This is a genomic window from Rhizobium sp. YAF28, assembly GCF_052113285.1.
Lineage (GTDB): Bacteria > Pseudomonadota > Alphaproteobacteria > Rhizobiales > Rhizobiaceae > Rhizobium.
In genome coordinates, this window is record NZ_JBFRCX010000017.1 from 60,870 (window position 1) to 81,123 (window position 20,254).

A 20,254-nucleotide genomic window follows, 5' to 3' on the forward strand; every position below is an offset into this window, starting at 1 on the left:
GAGATGTCAGAAGATCTGGTCGTAGGCGTCCTGCATCGCCTGCACGAACTCGTCATCCGTCCGCTTCGGATCGCTCCAATATTTGTCGGCTTCCTGCCAGATGGTGCGATACCAGTCAGCATCTGCCATATTGAAGGGGTTGGAAACCTGCTTCGTTGGATCCTTCAGCGTCTCCAGAACGAGCTTGTTGCAGGCATCAAGGTTCGTCGTATCGGCATCGGTGCGAACAGGGCTTGCACCCTTCTTCAAGACGAACTCGGCATTGAGCTTTGGATCGACATCGAGCTTGGCGAAGTCTTCCTGGGCTTTTGCGGTGTCAGCATTGTTGGTGTTGAGGAAGCCCCAGGAATCGACGGTAACGACGACAGCCTTGGTTCCCGGGATGTTGATGCAGTCGAAATCCTCGCCGAGCTTCTTCTGCGCGGCCATGAACTCGCCCTTCATCCAGTCGCCGTGGATCTGCAGCAGGGCCTTGCCGGTAATAACGAGATTGGTCGTGTCGTTCCACTGGCGGTTCGGGGAACCTGGATCGGTGTGGTCGGCGATCTGTCGGAAGCGTTTCAGCGCCGCCCGCATTTCCGGCGTATCGATCACCGTACGGTCGGGCTTTTCACCATAGAACCGATTGTAGATGTCAGGACCTTCTTCCGAGGCGATCAGGGCCTGCAGCAGATAGGCCTTTTGGAACTGATCGCCGCCCTGGGCGATCGGGATATAGCCGGCGGCCTTGACCTTGTCGAAGGCTGCGAAGAGGTCGTCGAGCGACTTCCAGGATTTCGGGTCGACGCCTGCGGCTTCGGCGACATGTTTGTTGTAGTAAACCATCCCGTCGATATGCACCGTTGCCGGCGCCTTCATGATCTCGCCGTCGACAGTAATGTTCTTGAGAACCGAGGGCGGGAAGTTCTTCGTGGCGCCGATGCTGTCGAACAGCTTGGTGAGCGGCACGCCGAGGCCCTGCTTGTTCAGATCCCTATAGATGCCGGGATCGGAATTCATGAAGATCGCAGGCGGATTGCCGCCGGTGATCATGTTCATCAGGCTGACATTGGCGCCGGAGTCATGCGCGATCGACAGGTCTTTCCATTGGTGACCGTCCTTTGCCCAGGCATCCCTGAGAACGCCGAGTGCGGCAATCTCGGATGGCTTGGACCAGGTGTGATAGACGACGACTTCATCTGCCCAGGCGTTCGCGGCAAGTGTGGTCGCGGCAAGCAGGAGCGATAGTCTCTTCAGCGATTTCCATTTTGTCATGCAACATTCCTCCCTTTGTAATCTCATCAGATTGTTCTGATCACAGGCGCTGGCCGGTCGGCGCATCGAAGACGTTGAGTTTGGTCAGCGGCAGATAAACGGGCAGAGCCGGCTGGCCGCGATAGCGGTTGGCATCGCGCCCATCGATGCGCACGGCGATGCTCTTTCCCGACATGGTCAGGAAGGCGAAAGCGTCAGGTCCGGATTTCTCGAAATATTCGACAGGGCAATCGAAGCGCACGGTATTGCCGGCATCCTGGCGCTCCTCGACCAGAAGCTCCTCTGCCCGGAAGCCAATCTTGACAGGCTTGCCTTCAGCAGCTTTTGTCTTCCACTTGTAGTCGCCGAGGCTGATGCGGATGCTGTCCTTCTCATCCACCGCAACGAGATCGCTGCCGTCACGCCTGACGACACAATCGAGCAAGTTCATGGCCGGCGAGCCGACAAAGTCGGCGACGAAGAGATTGGCCGGCTCGTTGTAGATCTCATCGGGTGTGCCGAATTGCTGGATGACGCCTTTGTTCATCACCGCAATCTTGGTCGCCATGGTCATGGCCTCGACCTGATCGTGGGTCACATAGACGACGGTATTTTTGAGCTGGTTGTGGAGTTTCTTGATCTCGATGCGCATCTCGTTGCGCAATTTGGCGTCGAGATTCGAAAGCGGCTCGTCAAACAGGCAGACGCCATATTGTTTGACCAGCGCCCGGCCGATCGCAACGCGCTGGCGCTGGCCGCCTGAAAGCTGGGACGGCTTGCGGTCAAGCAGGTGCTCGATCTGCAGCAGTTTGGACGCCCAGTCGATCCGCCTATCCGCCTCCGCCCGCGTAATGCCGCGGGAGGACAGCCCGAAATTCATGTTTCCGCGCACAGTTTTGGTGGGGTAGAGCGCATAGGACTGGAAAACCATGGCGAGGCCCCGATCCTTGGGATCGAGATAGCTCACATCCCGCTCATCGATGAGGATTTCTCCGTCGTCGATTTCGAGCAGCCCGGCCAGAAGATTGAGAAGCGTTGTCTTGCCGCAGCCGGAAGGTCCGAGCAGCACCAGAAACTCGCCGTCGCCAACGCTGAGGTTCAGGTTCTCGATGACCGTCAGCGCACCGAACTTCTTGACGATATTGTTGAATGCGATGGAAGGCATGCCTCTATCCCTTGATGGCGCCGGCAGTGATGCCCTGCACGAAAAATCTGCCGAGAACGAAGTAGATGACCAGCGGCGGCAACGCGGTGAGCAGAGCCGAGGCCATGTCGACCGCATAATTCTTGGCACCGGTCGTCGTCACCGTGATGTTATTGAGCACGACCGTCATCGGCTGCGTGTCCTGCGCGCCGAAGGTCAGACCGACCAGAAAGTCGTTCCAGATGCCCGTGATCATCAGGATCAGCACGACGATCATGATATTGCCGGACATCGGCAGGACGATCTCGAAGAAGATCCGCCAGAAGGAGCCGGAATCGATCATTGCCGCGGCGATGATCTGCGGCGGCATTCCCTTGAAATAATTGCGAAAGATCAATGTGAGGAAAGGCATCGACAAGACGCTGTGAATGACCGCGATGCCGAATGTCGTGCCGTAGATATGCAGTGAGCCGGTGATCTTGATCAGCGGATACATGATGATCTGAAACGGCACGAAGGCGCAGATGAAAAGCACGAAAAGAAAGGCGTTTGCCCATTTGACGTTCCAGAGCGCCAGCCCGTAGCCGGTGACGATCGAGAGCGAGATCGTCAGCACCAGACTGGGGGCAAGGATATAAAGCGAGTTGACGAAGCCGACGCGCACGCCGTTGCAGTTCATGCCGGAACAGGCCTGCATCCACGCATAAGACCAGGCATCGACCGTCCAGGGCGAGGGTAGCGAGAAAATCTGTCCCTCGCGGATCTGATCCATCGTCTTGAAGGATGTGACGACGACCACATAGAGTGGAACCGCGAAGAAGGCGGCTGCCATCAGCAGGAAGACGAAGATCACCACCCGGCTTGGCCGGATCAGCGGGCGCCGGCGCACTTTCGTCGCGCGGCCGGGTTGCGATGTAGCGGATATCGCCGTCATGCGTCCCTCCTTTGCCGGATTGCGGTGATGATGACGAGCGGCAGGAAGAGGACGAGTGTCGTCAAAAGCATGACGGTGGCACCCGCCGAGGCGAAGCCGAGATTTTGCTTCTGCCAATAAGCATCGATAACGAAATAGGCCGGCATGACCGATGCCCCGCCCGGTCCGCCATTGGTCATGGCGACGATGATGTCATAGGCCTTCACAACGCCGATGCAGAGCAGGATGATGCAGGTCAGGAAGGTGAGTTTCATCATGGGAATGATGACCTCGATGTATAGTCGCCAGAAGGGCACGCCATCGAGGCGCGCGGCCTGCCAGATCTCGGTATTGATCGACTTCAGGCCAGCCAACATGAGCGCCATGAAGAAGCCTGTCGATTGCCAGACCGCCGCCAGAATGACCCCGAACATGACGGTGTCCTGGCTCGCAAGCCAGTTGAAGGAGGCGCTCTCCCAGCCCATCGAGTGCAGAACATTTTCGACGCCAAGGCCCGGATTGAAGAGCCAGCGCCAGACGAGGCCGGTGACGATCAGCGAGACCGCAAGCGGATAGAGAAAAACCGTGCGGAAGATGCCTTCGCCATGCACCTCCTTGTCGATCAAGGCTGCGAGAATAAAGCCCATCACGATCGACAGCAGACTGCCGATGGCAAAGATGACGAGGTTCTGAAGCGACAGGGTCCAGGACGGATCGTGAAACAGCCGCCAATACTGCTTCCAGCCGACCAGTTCATAGTCGGGAAAGCGCCTGGATGCCGTGAAGGAGAGATAGACGGTCCAGCCTATCGCCCCAATGAAAAAGACAAGCGTCAACAGCGCAGCAGGCGTAACGGCCAGATGCGGAATGACGCGGCTCCATCGGATTCCCATGAGCCTCCTCCTCCTCCTCAGGTTGACAGCGCTCCGCTCCTCCGGATCGCTGCTATCCTGTTTCTATATGAACTATATGCAGTTCATAACGGATCAACTATAGGAATCAAAAAATTGCGATGTCAAATAACAATTGGCTGCGCCCTTCGGTATTGTTCGCGCTCAAGTTGGAAAGGTGAGGGCTCTCGGACCACCGATCAATCGAAGAACATCTGCTCTTCTTCCGCGAGATACTGTCTTGCCCGTTCGGGCACGAGGTCGACGCCCATGCCCGGCCGTTCGATCACATCGACAAAGCCATCCTTGACGATCGCCTGCGGCAGCCCTTCGACGATGTCGTACCACCAGTCCGGATCGCCGGTCGTATATTCGAAGGCGATGAAGTTACGAGGGAGGGTGGCGCAGACCCGGATGAGCACCGACGCCAAGCAGCACCTGGAACGAATTCATCTTCGCGCTCTGATTTGCGACGCATTCCTCGGTCAAGACCCTGCCGATCGGGCTTGCCGAATTCTCGACCGAGTTCAACACCGATTGGGGAGCGGTTATGGCCGCCTCCATGGTGATGACGGTGCCGATCGCTCTCCTGTTCCTCTTCTTCCAGAACCTTTTCGTCGGCGGGCTGACGGCAGGAGCGACCAAGGGCTAATTGGCCTTCTGCTCAGAGTGAGGATTGCGCGCGCTCGACAGGTTCGGCTTCAACCGAAAGCGCTTCGCCAATCGCATAGAAATGGCCACCCGCGACGTGGTGCAGGCTGCGCCATTCAGGGCCGGCCGTTTCAAAATGCCAGTGTCCATCGCGGAACACACGATCGTCTGCCCATGCCGCCGTTACTTCACCGATGAACAGGTCGTAGGCATGCTGGATATGAGGCTCATTGATCAGGTTGCAGGCGAGCCAGGCAGAGCAGCCTTCCACGAAGGGCAGGTCCTGTCCCGGCACGTCGAAAATAGAAACCCCCGACTTCTGCAGCTTGTCCGGCTCCTCAAACAGGCTGCGGTTCCCGACCTCGCGCGTCAGCGACAGCTGGGCAACCGTTGGCACCTGTATGAGGAAACGCCCGCTCGCCTCGATCAGCGTGCGCGTTTGGGCACTCTTGTCGACGACGACGGTGAGCTTCGGCGGATCGATGTCGAGCCCGCAGCACCATGCGGCAGCCATGACGTTGTCGATGCCGTCGTGGCGCGCCGAAACCAGGATCGTTGGCCCGTGGTTGATCAGGCGAAAGGCCTTCTTGAGTTCAACAGCCTTCATATGCTCGTTCATTTGAAGCCCACAGTGGTGAAGTTGTAGTTCGGGTATTTCTCCGCGCACTAAGACGATGTGAGGCGCTGCGAAATTGCGTGATTTCCTGATGACGTTTGGAGAATCTGATCGCAGTGCATCATAGCCGGTTTGCAAGGGTAGGGGATCAGGCTCCCTCGTGCAATTATGCCACGAACACCTCGGCCGGGGGTGCAGCGGAGGCGGGGAGGATGACATTCCGACTTTGCGAGATCAGGACATTCTAACTTTGCGGTGGAGAAGCTGTCGGCCAAAAGACGTCTGGCGATCTGCTCCGGTGACCAGTAAGTCTCCAGTTTCTCAATGACCAATGCGATGCAAATGCGGATGGCGCCGAAGCTTTCTCAAACGCCGTCGCCGTTCCCTGGCGATGCCATCGGCAACGATCGAGAAACAGGGGTCGAGGGGGCCTGCGGCTCTGGGACGAGGAAGAGAAATCCGACGAATTCCAGCCTCAGAACGAGCACCGGCGTCTTTCGAGAAATAGCAGCCAAGCGATCCCGAGAAGACCAGAGAGCGCACTGACCACCGCAGTGCCGGAATAGCTGGTGATGGCTGTGCCGGCGGCAAAGAGAAGGGCGCTCAGTCCGGCGCTGAGGAAGATGTTGACGGAAATCAGTGCGCTGCCGAGACCGGGCCGCTCGGCAATCAGATCCTGCAGATAGGTGATGGGAATAGAGATCAGTGACGCCGCGCCGATGCCACTGATCAAGGTGAGGGCATAGACATGCCAAGGCTCGTGGGCAAAAGCCAGAAGCAGCAGGTAGACGGCATAGATCAATGCCCCGGCTGCAAGGGCTGCGAGTTGGCTGATGCGGCGCAGCAGGCGCGACCAGACGATGATGAAGATCACCTCGAGGAGAGCGACGATCCCGACCAGAATACCGATATCAGCGACAGTGCCGCGGGCGGCGCCGGTTACGACGAGGGGGAAGATTGCATCGTTCACATGCAATGTGCTGCTGATCAGCGCGATGGCCGTGATCCGGCTGAAGATTTTCGGGGAAATCACCTGGCCGAGTGCGGCGAGATAGGAGAGATGGTGGGTGGCAGCGCGATCCGTGCCGCTCTGACGGGGCAATAGGAAGCCGACGAGCCCCACACAGACCAGACAGGAAATCGCGGCGAAGAGATAGGCTGGCAGCATGGTCGAAGAGGAGGAGAGCAAAACCCCCGTGAGCCCAGGAACCAGGACCCAGGAAAGCGAGATCATCGCCCGAACGCCGGAATTGACTGTCGCCACGTCAGCCGGCGCCATTCCATGGGCTGCGGCCCGGACATTGGCAAAGAGCAACGAGTTCAGGCAGCCATAGACCGGCAGTAGCAGAAGCGCGCTGAGGACAAATATGTCCTGCGTCGGGAAGAAGAAGACCGCGCCATAACCGACAACGCCGAAGGTCGCCGCAACAAGCATCATCGAACGATATTCACCGAGCCGGTCGGCAAGATTGCCAAGCAGAATGCTGACGATCACGTTGACCGCCGCTGCGGCGAAGATCAGCGCCGCATAGAGTTCATTCGACAGGCCGAGCTCGCGGATGCCGACCACGGACCGATAGGGGGTCGTCGTCGCTCCGGCAAATCCGAACGTGAAGATGGCGATCATGCTCACCCGGATTGCAGGATTACGGAAAACGTCGGGTATCAAGCGGTTCATTATCGTCGCCAGCTGGCTTTGAGGCGATCCTTGTGCGGAGGGGGAAACCGCGTCCGCACAAGGATCGTCATGATCAATCTCGGTCGCGCCTGAGGGTGGGAAGGCGCGCATGCGGCGTGTAGCCGAAATCCTGATTCAAGGGAAAGACAAAGCGGGCGGCCTGATGCTCATCCGATACTCGATGCCTTGACCGACCAAACCCTCGGTAAGGGCTGGCGATTATCACCCCGATGTCAATCTTCATCGTTGCCAGCTCAAAGCTTCGGGCTAAGCGCCACGATCGCAGCGAAACGGTCCCAATCCTTCGACGCTTTCGGGGTCCAGGCAGCTTCGGCAATTGCCGGAAGACGTGGGAAGACGAGGCGGTTGAAATAGCCGCGCGACAGGAAGTGCTCCGACCAGATGCAGGCCTGGACGCCTTTCAGCTTATGCTTCAATTCCTCCGGGAATTCGCCGGCTGCCTCATAGGCATAGGTGTGGGCCGGCGGCACCGTACCGGCCCAGCTCGCGCCCGGTTCTTGGAAGGCTTCGGCCTGGACCATGTCGAGATAGTAAGCCTGGCCCGGCGTCATGACGACGTCATAGCCTTGTTCGGCAAGCTCGATGCCAACCTGAGGATTTTCCCAGGCCATCAAGAGGCTGTCCTTTGCCGCGACCCCGCCGCCATGAGCGACCTCGTTCCAGCCCGCAAGCTTGCGGCGGCGCTTATCGAGCATCGTCTTGATCTGCTTCAGGAAGTAGGACTGCAGACCGAACGTGCCGGAAATGCCTTGTTCCGCCATCAGCCTCCTGGCAAGGGGCGAGGCGAGCCAGGAGCCGTTCGCCACTTCATCGCCGCCGATATGGATGTAGGATGAGGGGAACAGCTCGACCATTTCGTCGAAGACCTTTTCCAGGAATTCGTAGGTCAGCGGCACGGCCGGATTCAGCGCATTGTTCGGATAGCCCTGAACCGAATGGTAGCTCTCCGGTGCCTCCTGGCCATCAGTCAGTTCGGGCAAAGCAACCAAAGTCGCCGCGTTATGGCCGGGGATGTCGATCTCCGGCACGACCTCGACATGAAGGGCGCTTGCATGCGCGACGATGTCTCTGACATCGTCCTGCGAGTAGAAGCCGCCCACAGGCTCCGCGCCATTGCCAAGCTGCGGGAGCAGCGGTTCGTCCGGGCCCCGCAACACGCCCGTTGTCGTCAGCTGCGGATAGGCCTTGATCTCCAGACGCCAGGCCTCGTCATCGGTCAAATGCCAGTGGAAGATGTTGAGCTTGAACCAGGCAAGGATGTCGAGCAGCCGCTTGACGTCATCAACCGGATAAAACTGCCTGGAAACGTCGAGATGGCAGCCGCGCCAGCTATAGCGGGGCCGGTCGGAAATCGTTCCGGAAACCGGGAATTGGAATTTGCCCTTGCTGACCCGCGCCCCGTTCAGCATTTGCGCGAGCGAGGTCAGGCCATACTGGCGCCCAGCGGCGCCGGAATAGGAAAGTGTCACGCGATCGGCCGAGAAGGTCAGCCGGTAGGCTTCGGCGTCGAGCGAGGCGTCCTTGCTGAACGTAAGGGTGCGCCCCTGCGGCGAGGCGACCAGATTGAAAACTGAATGGTCGCTTTCGAAAAGGCGGCGGGTTAGCGAAATGCAGGCGGATATTGCCGACAATTCGTCTGCGCTGGCACCCTCCGGATAGAGAATGACCGGAAAACTATCGCCCGGTTTCGCATCGATTTCGGCCGGCCACGGCTGTAGCGCAAAAGGCAGATCGAGCCGGCCCTTGGGCAAAAGCGCGGGCGGAGGCTCGCTGGCGCGGCCCTCAAGCAGCAGATCGGAAACGGCGACCGGCACATGTTTACCGGATGACAATGTGAGATAGGCGGACTTTGCTCCATCAGTGCAATGCCGTGCCGGCCGATGCAGGCCGGCAACCGTAAAGATCCAGCTTTCGCCGGCAGTGAGGATCAGTCCGGCCGGCGGTTCGAATTCATGAAAATTGGCGTTGCGCCTTAGAAAGGTGGCATTGTCGCATGCGGCGGCATCGATCACCCGTGTGAGCGAGGTGTAGACAAGCTTGAAACCGGAAAGCGCCTTGCTGGAAAGATTGAAAAGCGTGAAAGTAAAGGCGCCATTCGGTCCGCCATTGGGGTTCCAGCTGCTTTCCAGGCGATAGTCGGCCGGTTTCATATCTCGTTCCTCTCGGTGTATCCTATGAATTTCAGTAGTGCTCGGACTGGGAAAAAGTACGGGCAAGCTCGGCCTGGCCGGCTGTCAGGCCGCAATCGACCGGCAGGCAGACGCCGGTAATCGCCGCAGCCTGGGGACTAGCCAGGAAGGCGACAGCATTGGCGACGTCTTTCGGATCGACCACGCGCTGCAGCGGATACCAGCGACGGGCATCCTCGAACACATTGGGATTGGCTGCAGCGCGAACTTCCCAAGCCTGCGTCTTCACCGTTCCGGGGGCAACGGCATTCGCGCGGATGCCGAATTTTCCATATTCAACGGCGACCAGCCGGGTGAAATGCAGAAGGCCGGCCTTGGCGGCGCTGTAGGCAGGATGCCCGAACACGTTCATACCGTTGACCGAGGCAATGTTGACCATGGAGCCCCGCGACGCTTTCAGCTGGTCTTCGACGGCGCGAAAACAGAGAAATGCCGCTTCGAGATTGAGTGCATTGTCGGCACGCCAGATCTCAGGCGTCGTATCATGCAGGCTGACGGCGCGGGCTGCACCCGCATTGTTGACGAGCGTGCGTAGGCTGCCGAGCTGAGCTGCGCGCCCGGCAAGAGCCGCAACGCTCGTCTCGCTGGTTACATCGCATTCGACGGCGACGAAACGATCGGCCGGTCCAAGCCTGCCGGCAACGGCTGCCGCAGTGGCGGGATCGATATCCGCAAGCAGAATGACGTCATGATCGGCGGCGAGTCGATCGGCGATCGCCGCGCCGATATCGCCTGCTGCTCCTGTCACAATGGCCACTGATTGCGTCATTGTCGCTCCCTCTTGTTGATCAGTCTCCTAGCAGCTGCTTGTCATCCCCATCGCGGTGTGTGACCAGCTGCTGCTTGATGCGTCTCAGCGTCGTCGCCGCCTTCGGTTGGATGGCGTAGGCGACGAGGCTCGCTAGGATATCGATGGTTGCGATATAGGCGATACGCGTCGATGTCGGGCGGAAGATGTTCGTTCCTTCCGGAAGATCGATCGGCACGACGATCCCGGCGGCTCTCGCGACCGGGCTGTCGGTTTGCGTCAGCGCAATGGTCCTGACCTTGGCCTCGCGTGCCAGTGCAAAGGCCCGCACCAGCTCGGCGTTGCGCCCTGAAAAGGACGAGCCGATGATCACATCGCCAGCCTTCGCTGCCGCCGCCATCATCAGCTGCATGCTATGGTCGGAACTGGAGGTGATCCTGAGACCAAGGCGAAAGAGCCGATTCTGTAGTTCATCGGCGATCATCGAAGAATTGCCGCCCGATCCGAAGGCGTAGATCATCTCCGCTTTGGCGATCTGCGCAACAGCGGCCTCGATTGCGGTCAGGTCCAGCGAGCGGTGCAACAGAAAAAGGGCGTTCTGCGCCTTGGTGATGATATCCTGAGCGACATCGGCCGGATCGCTGCTCTTTGATTCCGGCTTCAGGTAACGCACGCCGACATGGGCGGTGCGGGCAAGCTGTACCTTGAAATCGGAAAAGCTGTCGCAGCCGAGGCGGCGGCAGAAACGTGTGACCGTCGGTGGCGAGACTTCTGCGCGTTCGGCAAGCTCGATGATCGAGGCATTCACGGCGAATTCGAAATCGTTGACGATGATGTCGGCGATGCGGCTCTCGGAGGCGGAGAGGCGGCTCCTGTCTTCCTGCAATGTGGAAAAAATATCCAAGCCTGTCCTCCCGCCGATCCGTCAGTCAACTCTTCTTCTTGTAGGCAACGCAGTCGATTTCGACCTTGCAATCCACCATCATGGACGATTGGACGCAGGCGCGGGCCGGCGGATGTGCGCCGAAATAGTCCTGATAGATTTTGTTGAATGTCCAGAAATCGCGCGGATCGTCCAGCCAGACGCCGACGCGCACCACGTCCTCGACGCCGTATCCGGCCTCGTCGAGAATGGCGAGCACATTGGCGATCGTCTTGTGCGTCTGGGCAATGATATTGCCGTCGATAATCTCGCCGTTTTCCATCGCCACCTGACCGGAAACATAGAGCCAGCCATCAGCCTCGACCGCGCGCGCGAAAGGCAGCGCCTTGCCGCCGGCGCCGGTCTGAACAGTGCCATATCGCTTGATGGACATGTCGGGATCCCTGCAAATTATTTTCTTGATAAGTTGACAAGGGACCATAGAAAGCAGATTTTGACCAGTGAAAAACGCCATTTATGAAAAGAATTTAAATCGGGAGCGAAGATGCGTGATCCTTTCAAGAATCCTTTTCCGTCCTCCGATACTGCACGGCACGCCATCTGGGAGATGCTAGTGCCCCGCGACATCGACGCATTTCTGGCAGCCGACTGGTCGATGGTCGAAGATGATTTCGTTGAGGAAGGCTTCATCGGCATCGATGGCCGCAAGCAAGTCAGCCCCGACAGGTGGCGTCTGGCGTTTCCCGCACTTTCGGCCTATCGCGACGAGTGGCTGAGACAGGCAAAGGATTTTGCCACACAGAGCTTCGCGGAGGATACCCGCACCGCGATCTTCACCACCACGACGCTCGAGGACATCGAGATCGAGGGCGACATGGCGCTTGTCCGCAAGAAGTTCGACGGAGGCCTGACGAAGAGTGATGGCACCCGCGATATTATGCAGTGGCAGACGCTCTACTATTGCAGGCTCCACGAGGGGCGGTGGAAGATCTGCGGATTTACCGGCTACCTGCCGAACCCGATGGGTTGAGGCGGGACCGCAAAACAAGGCCAACTCATTTGCGCATTTTCACGGCAGCACTGGCGACCGAAACCAATACGTTTTCCCCGATCTGTGTGGATCGCCGCGCTTTCGAAGCGTCTCTTTATGCCCCACCCGGCCAGCATCCGGAAACGCCCACACTCTGCACCGCGCCGATCACTGTCGGTCGCCGCGTCGCCGCTGAAAAGGGCTGGGAGCTGATCGAGGGCACGGCAGCCTGGGCAGACCCGGCCGGCCTCGTCAACCGTCAGGCCTATGAAGGGCTGCGGGACGAAATTCTCGACCAGCTCCGCGCCGCAATGCCTGTCGATGCCGTGGTGATGGGGCTGCATGGGGCAATGGTGGCCGCGGGATATGAGGACACGGAAGGCGATCTCCTGACGCGCATCCGCGACATCGTTGGGCCTGACGTATTGATCTGCGCTGAACTCGATCCGCATAGCCATCTGACCCGGAAGCGCATCGCGGCGCTGAATTTCGCGATTTATTTCAAGGAATTTCCGCATACGGATTTCGTCGACCGCGCCGAGGATCTCTGGCGCATCGCCGTCGATGCGCTTGAGGGCAGGGTCGAGCCGGTCAATTCCGTATTCGACTGCCGGATGATCGATGTCTTCCCGACCTCGCGCGATCCGATGCGTTCCTTCGTCGACAAGATCATGCGGATCGAGAAGGAAGATCCGGAAATTCTGTCGATCTCCGTAGTCCACGGCTTCATGGTCGGCGATGTGCCCGAGATGGGCACCAAGCTGCTTGTCGTCACCGATAACAATCCGGAAAAGGGTGCGGCGCTCGCGCGCGACCTCGGCATGGAGCTGTTTTCCAAGCGCGGCACCTTCATGGTGCCGCAGATCGACGAGAAGGAAGCTGTATCGCGAGCGATGGCTGCCAAAGCCTGGCCGGTCGTCATTGCCGATGTCTGGGACAATCCGGGTGGCGGCACCGCCGGCGACGCCACCGTCATTCTCGAAGAACTTTTGGCCCGCGGTGTGCAAAGTGCTGCTGTCGGTACGATCTGGGATCCGATCGCCGTTCAGATCTGTTTTGCCGCAGGCGAGGGGGCCGAAATTCCCCTGCGGTTTGGCGCAAAATCAGCGCCCGGGACCGGTAATCCCATCGACGGGATGGTGAAGGTCGTCAAACTGGTGAAGAATGCCGAAATGCAGTTCGGCGAAAGCCTGGCACCTTTCGGGGATGCGGCCCATATCGTTCTTGATGGTATCGATATCATTCTGAACTCGACGCGGGCGCAGAGCTTCGATCCGAGCCTGTTTTCGGTGATGGGTATCGATCCGACCAAGCAGAAGATCCTGGTGATCAAATCGACCAACCATTTCTTCGCATCCTTCTCGAAGATCGCTGCTGAAATCCTGTACTGTTCGGCAGGAACCCCCTATCCCAACAATCCGGCGACGACCCACTATCGCCGTGCGCCGAAGACCATCTGGCCGATCGCGGCCGATCCTCATGGAACCGAACGCGGAGCTGCCTGAGATGCATGACAACCGGTTTGCCGTCATCGCCAAGGCTGGAGACAGGATCGCCGATCTTTCCACGCCCCGCCCGATCATCGACGAAGACAAGCTGGCCGCCAACATATCCAGGGTCCAGTCTTATATGGACGAGCATGGGCTGAATTTCCGCCCTCATATCAAGACGCATAAGATACCGGCGCTCGCAGCGGCCCAGGTCGCGGCCGGCGCCAAGGGCATCAATTGCCAGAAGGTGACAGAGGCAGAGGTCTTTGCCGAAGCCGGTTTCGAAGACATCCTGATCACCTTCAATATAATCGGAACCCCGAAGCTCAAACGGCTCGCTGCCCTGAACGATCGCATTTCGGGTCTCAAGGTCGTTGCCGACAGCGACGTGACGGTCGACGGCCTGTCTTCACATTTTTCCGGCCGCAAACCGCTGACCGTCCTCGTCGAATGCGATACCGGCGGCGCGCGCTGCGGCGTCCAGACGCCCGAACAGGCGGTCTCGCTCGCCGGACGCATCGTTGCGGCCGATGGGCTGACATTCGGTGGTATCCTCACCTATCCGAAGCCGCAGGCTGCCGATGCCGTCGAGGCTTTCATCCAGGCTACGCTGAAACAGCTGGCGGAAGAGGGAATTGCCTGCCCGATCGTCAGCAATGGCGGCACGCCCAGTCTCTTTCAGGCGCATCTGGTCAAATCGGCGACGGAGCATCGGGCAGGGACCTATATCTACAATGACCGTCAGATGATCCGGATGGGACATTGCACAGAAGACGATTGCGCAATGCACGTCTTGGCAACCGTCGTATCGCGGCCGAATGCCGATCGCGCCATCATCGACGCAGGCTCGAAGGCGCTGACCTCCGATCTTCAGGGCTTTGCCGATTTCGGCCTGGTCGTCGGATATCCCGAGGCGAAAATAACCAGCCTCTCGGAAGAGCACGGCGTCATTGACCTTTCGGCCTGCACCGGTGCGCGGCCCCAGATCGGCGAAAAGCTCTTCATCATCCCGAACCACACATGCGTGGTGTCGAACCTGTTCGACACTATGGTCTTCCATCGCAACGGCATCGTCACGCGCGTCGAGGACGTCGCCGCGCGCGGGCTCGTCTGGTAACTGATCAATCGACCGTTCAGGCCGTTGCAGGTGCCAGCAGGTTCATGTCGATATCGGTAAGCTCGACGCGACGGTCGAAGGCGACACCGTCTTCATCAAAGAGATGGCAATCGGTAGCGTTGATGCCGACGGCAACCGGCGCGTCTGCGCGGATGCCGACACTGCCGGGCAGCATGGCGCAGAAGTTCTCTGTCTCGCTACCGAGCGCAGCATAAGCCACAGTATTGGCGCCGAGCCGTTCGATGACGCTCGGTGTCACCGTCAGCGAAACGTCGCCGGAGCTGAGCTGGATATGTTCCGGCCGGATGCCGAGCGTCAGCGGCTTGCCGACCATGCCGTCGCGCGGCGCTACCGGCAGTGTCGCGGTCTGGCCGCGATAGTCCACGGTCACGCCTGCCTCGCTTGCGGATGTGCAGGTGACAGGCAGGAAATTCATTTTCGGATTGCCGATGAAGCCGGCAACAAACTGGTTGGCGGGCTTGTGATAGAGCTCGAGCGGCGCACCGGTCTGGGAAATATTGCCGGCATCCAGCACGACGATGCGGTCGGCCATCGTCATGGCTTCCACCTGGTCGTGCGTTACATAGATCATGGTCGCCTTCAACTGCCGGTGCAGCTTGGCAAGTTCGATGCGCATGTCGGCGCGAAGGGCGGCGTCAAGATTGGACAGCGGCTCGTCAAACAGGAAGATTTTCGGCTCGCGGACGATGGCGCGGCCGATCGCCACGCGTTGACGCTGTCCGCCGGAAAGCATGCCGGGTTTCTGCTGCAGCCTCGTTTCGAGATGCAGGATACGTGCAGCATTCTCGACCTTGGCCTTGAGCTTTTCCTCCTCCATCTTTTCCACACGAAGAGGGAAGGCGATGTTTTCGAAAACCGTCATGTGCGGGTAGAGCGCATAGGACTGGAAGACCATGGCGATGCCGCGCTTGACCGGCGGCAGGTCGTTGACCCTGACGCCATTGATGATGATGTCGCCCTTGGTTGTCGCGTCAAGACCTGCGATCATGCGCAGGAGGGTGGACTTGCCACATCCCGAAGGCCCGACGAAGACAACGAACTCGCCGTCCCTGACGTCGAGCTCGACGCCTTTGAGAACTTCGTAGTCGCCATAGAATTTTTGAACCTTGTTGAGCTGAAGCTGTCCCAAAAATCTGTCTCCGGTCCCGGCCTGAACGCGCATGAATTGGTCGGTGAGGATCGCAGATCGTCAACCTGCGATCCTCGACGTCGATTTACTTGAAGGCCTCGATCTCGCCTGCAGCCTTCTTCAGAGCGGCTTCAGGCTCGGCCTTGCCGGTGACGACGGACTGGACCATCTCGATCATCGAATTCTGGAAGCCCTTGTAGTCGGTGAAGAGCGGCTCGGGACCACCGTAGCTGATGCCCTCAATGAACGGCTTCCAGAAGGGGTCCTTGGCAACGAATTCGTCGACCTTTGCGGACGGACGCAGCGGGGTGAGGCCTGCGCCGCCTTGCAGCTCGTATTCACCCTGGATGTCGGGTGAGGTGATGTACTTGGCGAATTCGATCGCCTTGTCCTCGACGCCCGAGCCCTTGAAGATTGCAAGGCTGTCCGTGATCAGCAGCGTGCCTGCACCCTTGGCGTCAGGACCGAGCGGCAGCGTGGTGACACCCCAGTTGATCTTCGTATCCTTCAGGCGATAGGCGGCACCTGAGCCAGCCTGGATCATCGCGACCTTGCCATCGAGGAAGATGGCGCGGACTTCATTCTGTTCATAGGCGGTCGGGCCTTCTTCGGCAGAGGCCGAAATGTCCTTATATGCCTTCAGCGCTGCCAGGATCTGCGGGCTGTCGAGCGTGATCTTGCCTTCGGCATCCGTCACGGCGCCATTGTTGGTGTAAACCCAATGCATGAACTGATGCATCGTGTTGTCGAAGGTCTTGGCAGAAAGACCGAAGCCCGGAATGCCGGTCTTTTCCTTGATGGTCTTTGCCATCTGGATTTCTTCGGCCCAGGTCTTCGGCGGCGTCTCGGGGTCGAGGCCGGCCTGCTTGAAGAGGTCCTTGTTCCAGTAAAGCGCCTTGGTGGAGAAGGCGATCGGAACGCCCCACTGGTTACCGTCGAAGGTGACCGTGTCGACGATATGCGGGTAATAGCCCTTCTTCTCGTCATCGGCCATCGGAACGGGAACGATGAGGTCGTTCTGCGCGAACTCCTTCAGCGTGCGCGAGCCGACATAGGCCATGGCGACCGGCGTGCCGGCGGCAGCCAGCGTCGTTGCCTTGTCCTGGCACTGGGCCCAGCCGACGACTTCCGGCGAAACCTTCCAGCCGGCGTTCTTCGCTTCCCATTCCTTGATATATTTGGTGTGGATCGGGTCGATCGTGTCGCCGCAATAGATCCAGCTGATTTCCTTGTCGGCTGCCTGGGCCGTGACCGCGGTCAGTGCCGTCGAACCAAGCAGGGCGAGCGCCATAAGGCCAGTCTTGATGGTAATGCTCACGTCGTTACTCCCATTCTCGTTGTTAGCTGTTCACTCTTTATTGTTGGTCTTATTGTTTCACCGCACCGGCGGTCAGGCCGCCGACGAGATAGCGCTGAAGGAAGAAGATGACGATCATCGCCGGCGCAATGCCGACGAAGGAGGCCGCCATCAGTTCGTTCCAGATGACCTCCTGCTTGCCGAAATAAGCGAAGAGTCCCACCGGCAGGGGCATGTATTCAGTCTTCGAGTTGAAGGTCAGCGCGAAGATGAACTGCTGGGCATAGGCGCCGATGAAGGTGGTGATCGCGACGACGATAATCCCCGGCATCGCAATGGGCAGAATGACACGACGCAGCGTATAAAAATGGCTGGCGCCATCCATGTAGGCCGCTTCGTTGAGTTCCTGTGGAATGCGGATCATGTAGGTGCGCAGCAGCCAGATCGCCGAAGGGATCAGGAAGGCGACGCCCGGCACGATCATCGCAAGATAGGTGTTCAAAACACCGATGCTGCGCATCAGGCGGAAGAGCGGGATGAGCAGGACGGCGCCGGAGAACATGTTCACCGTCAGGAAGGCACCGAGCAGGATGCCCATGCCCCTGAACTCGAACTTCGCAAACGCATAAGATGCCGGAATGACGAGGCAGAGCACGATCACGGTGACGATGATCGAGATGAAGAACGAGTTGAAGATGTAGCGACCGAAGCCCGGTACGCTGATCCACATCGTCCGGTAGGCCTCGAAGGAGCCGTTTTCCGGCCAGAAGCGGTAGGGCGAGGAGAAGAGCTGGCTGAGCGGCTTCAGCGAGACCAGGAAGCCTTCGACGAATGGCGACAGCACGAAGAACAGGAAGAGCGCTATACCGCAGTAAATGAGAATGATTTCCCACCAGCTGTAGCGATCGATCATGGGACGGCTGCTCATGCGCGCTTCTCCGGATTGAGGCGGCGGGTGACGCGGAAATAGGCGAAGCAGAAGAGCGACAGGAAGATGCAGATCAGCACAGCGCGCGCTGCCCCTTCGCCATATTTCTTCGAGCCGATCGCCGTCTGATAGGTATCGATGATCATCGTCGTCGTTTCGCCGCTCGGACCACCCTGTGTCAGGATCCAGATGATGTCGAAGGAATTGAAGGTCGCAATCAGCGACAGCATCGACATGGTGATGATGGCCGGAACCATCAGCGGCAGCGTGATGCGGCGGAACCGGTACCAGCGGCCGGCGCCGTCGGTCCATGCTGCTTCATAGAGATCCTTCGGGATCGACTGGATCGCGGCGAGGAAGTAGATCGTCACCAGCGGGACGCCGATCCAGACGTCGGTCACGATCGTTGCCCAGAAGGCGGTGCTGCCATAGGCGAGGAAGGCGACCGGACCGTCGACGAGGCCGAAGCGCTGCAGCAATCCGGAAATCATCCCGAACTGGCCATTATACATCCAACCCCACATGAAGATGCCGATTGCCATCGGCACGATCCATGGCGGCATGGTGAGCAGTCGAAACAATGAACGGCCGGGCACGGCGGCGTTCAGCATGGAGGCGCCGAAGGTGCCGATGATCATCTTCAGGGCGACCGAAAAGAAGGTCCAGATGAAGGTTCGGACAATGACTTCCGCAAAGGTGGAATTGAAGATCTTCTCGTAGTTGACCCAGCCGACCCAGTTCGTGACCTTGCGTAGCGATGCATCCGTGAACGACAGGATGAACGTATCGACCAGTGGATAGGCGACGATCGCGAGCACATAGAGGACGGCCGGAAGGAGAAGGATCCAGGCGAAGATGACGGCACTTTTCTGAGCACTCATCTTGCCGTTCTCCTCAGGCCGCTCTGGCGTGTAGCGCCTCGTCGAACCGGTCCCATATGGGACGAAGGTCGATCACGGCCTTCTTCATGCGAGCCTCATCCATGGCAAGTGCCAGGATGCCTGCCTCCAATGCGTTCAGCGTAGAGACCGGCAGATCCGACCCGGAGCGCACGCTTTGCAGAATATCGGCCGCCATCTGCTCGTCGGCCCCGTAATGCTGCGACAATTCGGTCGCGGCATATTTGTTTTCGACGATCTTGTTGCCGGTCAGCTGCTCGTGGACATCGAGATAGCCGCGGACGAAGTCGCCCTCGGCCATGCCGCGCGAGCCCATGATGGCGAAGCGGCGGAACTGGTCGGGAACGTTCAGGTTGGTGTGGAAATTCATGCCGACGCCATTCGCGTATTCGACGATCGCCACCTGATAATCGATGATGTCGGCGTCGCTGTCGAACACCTTGTCCGAGCCCATCCAGCCGCTTGGCTTGCGGTGGAAGAGTTCCAGATCGTTGATGCCTTCGCGCGCCGGGTCATTGGCGGGAATGAAGCTCTTGCGGCCGCCGAAGCTTGCGACGCGTTCGGGGCGGGCGCCGATCACACCATTATAAAGGTCGAGGTCATGGCAGCATTTTTCCAGCATGAAACTGCCGGAATAGCGCTCGTAGCGGCGCCAGTCGCGCATGAAGAAGGCGCCGTGATAGGGTTCGATATGTTCAGAGGCTTCGATGGAGACGATATGGCCAAGCTTGCCTTCGGCCTGGATGGCGCGCAGATCCTTGTAAAGAGGAGAGTAGCGCAGCACGAGGCCGACCATCAGCCGCTCATGGCCGAACTTGGCCATCAGATGGGCAAGTTCGATGCTTTCGGCGATCGTGGTGACAATCGGCTTTTCGCAGAAGACCTTGAGACCAGCCTCAAGACCGAGGCGGATATGATCGAGATGCATGTGGTTGGGAGAGCCGATCATCAGGAGATCGAGCTTGTCGGAGGCGAGGAGCTCTTGCGGTGAAGCATAGGCCTTGCCGACAGAGACGCCCTTTTCCATCAGTCCGGGAAGTCCCGCGGGCTCCGGATCGACGTAACCGACGATCTCGAAGCTGCTGTCGATAGCCTTGAAAACATAGCCAAGATAGCCGAGCCGGAATCCCAGCCCTATGATTCCCACTTTCATGCCAACAATGTTCCCAATTCGTAATTTATTTTCTTCAAGTTGGGACAAAAAACAAGGGCCGTCAACTGAAAACGGGGTTCAGAGCGGATTGATGAAATTAATTTTCATCAATCCGCTCCACCCCCGATGTGACCGGTTGCAAGATCAGATCGGGCGGCTCGAGTACACCCTTCGGCTTTGGCTTCGAGACTATGCGATCGGCGGTTCACTCCGCAGCGTTCGCG

At 58.9% G+C, this 20,254-nt stretch carries 18 protein-coding genes and 2 pseudogenes; 3 read left to right on the forward strand and 17 right to left on the reverse strand.

The window, feature by feature from the left end:
- Positions 1-6: 6 nt before the first annotated feature.
- From AB4Z13_RS29455 to AB4Z13_RS29510, 12 genes and pseudogenes are all read right to left on the reverse strand, one after another.
- Positions 7-1,254, reverse strand: coding sequence for an ABC transporter substrate-binding protein (locus AB4Z13_RS29455; RefSeq protein ID WP_113321689.1), 1,248 nt, complete (start codon positions 1,252-1,254; stop codon positions 7-9).
- A 40-nt stretch (positions 1,255-1,294) separates the two neighbouring features.
- Positions 1,295-2,398 carry an ABC transporter ATP-binding protein gene (locus AB4Z13_RS29460; RefSeq protein ID WP_442207478.1) on the reverse strand — a complete coding sequence of 368 codons (1,104 nt, stop codon included), beginning with the start codon at positions 2,396-2,398 and terminating at the stop codon, positions 1,295-1,297.
- A 4-nt stretch (positions 2,399-2,402) separates the two neighbouring features.
- Complete coding sequence (locus tag AB4Z13_RS29465) at positions 2,403-3,311, reverse strand: carbohydrate ABC transporter permease (RefSeq protein ID WP_113321687.1); 909 nt, start codon at positions 3,309-3,311, stop codon at positions 2,403-2,405.
- Entirely contained in the window at positions 3,308-4,183 is an 876-nt protein-coding gene (locus tag AB4Z13_RS29470) for a carbohydrate ABC transporter permease (protein WP_442207479.1), read from the reverse strand. The genes AB4Z13_RS29465 and AB4Z13_RS29470 overlap by 4 nt, the downstream gene beginning before the upstream one ends.
- Positions 4,184-4,380: 197 nt before the next feature.
- Positions 4,381-4,599: pseudogene (locus tag AB4Z13_RS29475) on the reverse strand (mandelate racemase/muconate lactonizing enzyme family protein); the annotation flags it as partial.
- A 245-nt stretch (positions 4,600-4,844) separates the two neighbouring features.
- A complete protein-coding gene (locus AB4Z13_RS29480) occupies positions 4,845-5,438 on the reverse strand; it encodes a flavin reductase family protein (RefSeq protein ID WP_442207480.1) in 594 nt (197 codons plus the stop codon).
- Positions 5,439-5,692: 254 nt separating this feature from the next.
- Positions 5,693-5,861 (reverse strand): annotated as a pseudogene (locus tag AB4Z13_RS29485) (IS30 family transposase); the annotation flags it as partial.
- Positions 5,862-5,922: 61 nt separating this feature from the next.
- Entirely contained in the window at positions 5,923-7,125 is a 1,203-nt protein-coding gene (locus AB4Z13_RS29490; protein WP_442207481.1) for an MFS transporter, read from the reverse strand.
- 254 nt (positions 7,126-7,379) lie between these two features.
- A complete protein-coding gene (locus tag AB4Z13_RS29495; protein WP_442207482.1) occupies positions 7,380-9,296 on the reverse strand; it encodes a beta-N-acetylhexosaminidase in 1,917 nt (638 codons plus the stop codon).
- Between the two features lie 31 nt (positions 9,297-9,327).
- The gene (locus AB4Z13_RS29500) at positions 9,328-10,104 is read right to left on the reverse strand and encodes an SDR family oxidoreductase (RefSeq protein ID WP_442207483.1); all 777 of its coding nucleotides are present in this window, start codon (positions 10,102-10,104) and stop codon (positions 9,328-9,330) included.
- A gap of 19 nt (positions 10,105-10,123) precedes the next feature.
- Positions 10,124-10,987 (reverse strand): MurR/RpiR family transcriptional regulator, encoded by an 864-nt coding sequence (locus AB4Z13_RS29505; RefSeq protein WP_442207484.1) that lies wholly within the window; start codon positions 10,985-10,987, stop codon positions 10,124-10,126.
- A 25-nt stretch (positions 10,988-11,012) separates the two neighbouring features.
- On the reverse strand, positions 11,013-11,399 hold the full coding sequence (locus tag AB4Z13_RS29510) for a RidA family protein (protein ID WP_113325728.1): 387 nt from the start codon (positions 11,397-11,399) through the stop codon (positions 11,013-11,015).
- A 111-nt stretch (positions 11,400-11,510) separates the two neighbouring features.
- Here AB4Z13_RS29510 and AB4Z13_RS29515 point away from each other — a divergent pair, with 111 nt between their 5' ends.
- From AB4Z13_RS29515 to AB4Z13_RS29525, 3 genes are read left to right on the forward strand one after another with little or no spacing between them, the layout of a single operon-like run.
- Positions 11,511-11,996: a hypothetical protein gene (locus tag AB4Z13_RS29515; protein WP_442207485.1), complete on the forward strand. Its 486-nt coding sequence runs from the start codon at positions 11,511-11,513 to the stop codon at positions 11,994-11,996.
- A gap of 29 nt (positions 11,997-12,025) precedes the next feature.
- The gene (locus AB4Z13_RS29520) at positions 12,026-13,501 is read left to right on the forward strand and encodes a M81 family metallopeptidase (protein ID WP_442207486.1); all 1,476 of its coding nucleotides are present in this window, start codon (positions 12,026-12,028) and stop codon (positions 13,499-13,501) included.
- 1 nt (position 13,502) lies between these two features.
- Positions 13,503-14,603 carry a D-TA family PLP-dependent enzyme gene (locus AB4Z13_RS29525; protein ID WP_442207487.1) on the forward strand — a complete coding sequence of 367 codons (1,101 nt, stop codon included), beginning with the start codon at positions 13,503-13,505 and terminating at the stop codon, positions 14,601-14,603.
- Positions 14,604-14,619: 16 nt separating this feature from the next.
- Here the strand turns inward: AB4Z13_RS29525 and AB4Z13_RS29530 are convergent, their stop codons facing one another.
- From AB4Z13_RS29530 to AB4Z13_RS29550, 5 genes are all read right to left on the reverse strand, one after another.
- Entirely contained in the window at positions 14,620-15,753 is a 1,134-nt protein-coding gene (locus AB4Z13_RS29530; protein WP_442207488.1) for an ABC transporter ATP-binding protein, read from the reverse strand.
- An 85-nt stretch (positions 15,754-15,838) separates the two neighbouring features.
- Positions 15,839-17,044, reverse strand: a complete 1,206-nt coding sequence (locus tag AB4Z13_RS29535; protein ID WP_442207504.1) for an ABC transporter substrate-binding protein — start codon at positions 17,042-17,044, stop codon at positions 15,839-15,841.
- Between the two features lie 76 nt (positions 17,045-17,120).
- Positions 17,121-17,978: a carbohydrate ABC transporter permease gene (locus AB4Z13_RS29540; RefSeq protein ID WP_025669759.1), complete on the reverse strand. Its 858-nt coding sequence runs from the start codon at positions 17,976-17,978 to the stop codon at positions 17,121-17,123.
- Positions 17,975-18,859, reverse strand: coding sequence for a carbohydrate ABC transporter permease (locus AB4Z13_RS29545; RefSeq protein WP_025669760.1), 885 nt, complete (start codon positions 18,857-18,859; stop codon positions 17,975-17,977). The genes AB4Z13_RS29540 and AB4Z13_RS29545 overlap by 4 nt, the downstream gene beginning before the upstream one ends.
- 13 nt (positions 18,860-18,872) lie before the next feature.
- On the reverse strand, positions 18,873-20,030 hold the full coding sequence (locus AB4Z13_RS29550) for a Gfo/Idh/MocA family protein (RefSeq protein ID WP_439017994.1): 1,158 nt from the start codon (positions 20,028-20,030) through the stop codon (positions 18,873-18,875).
- Positions 20,031-20,254 lie beyond the last annotated feature (224 nt).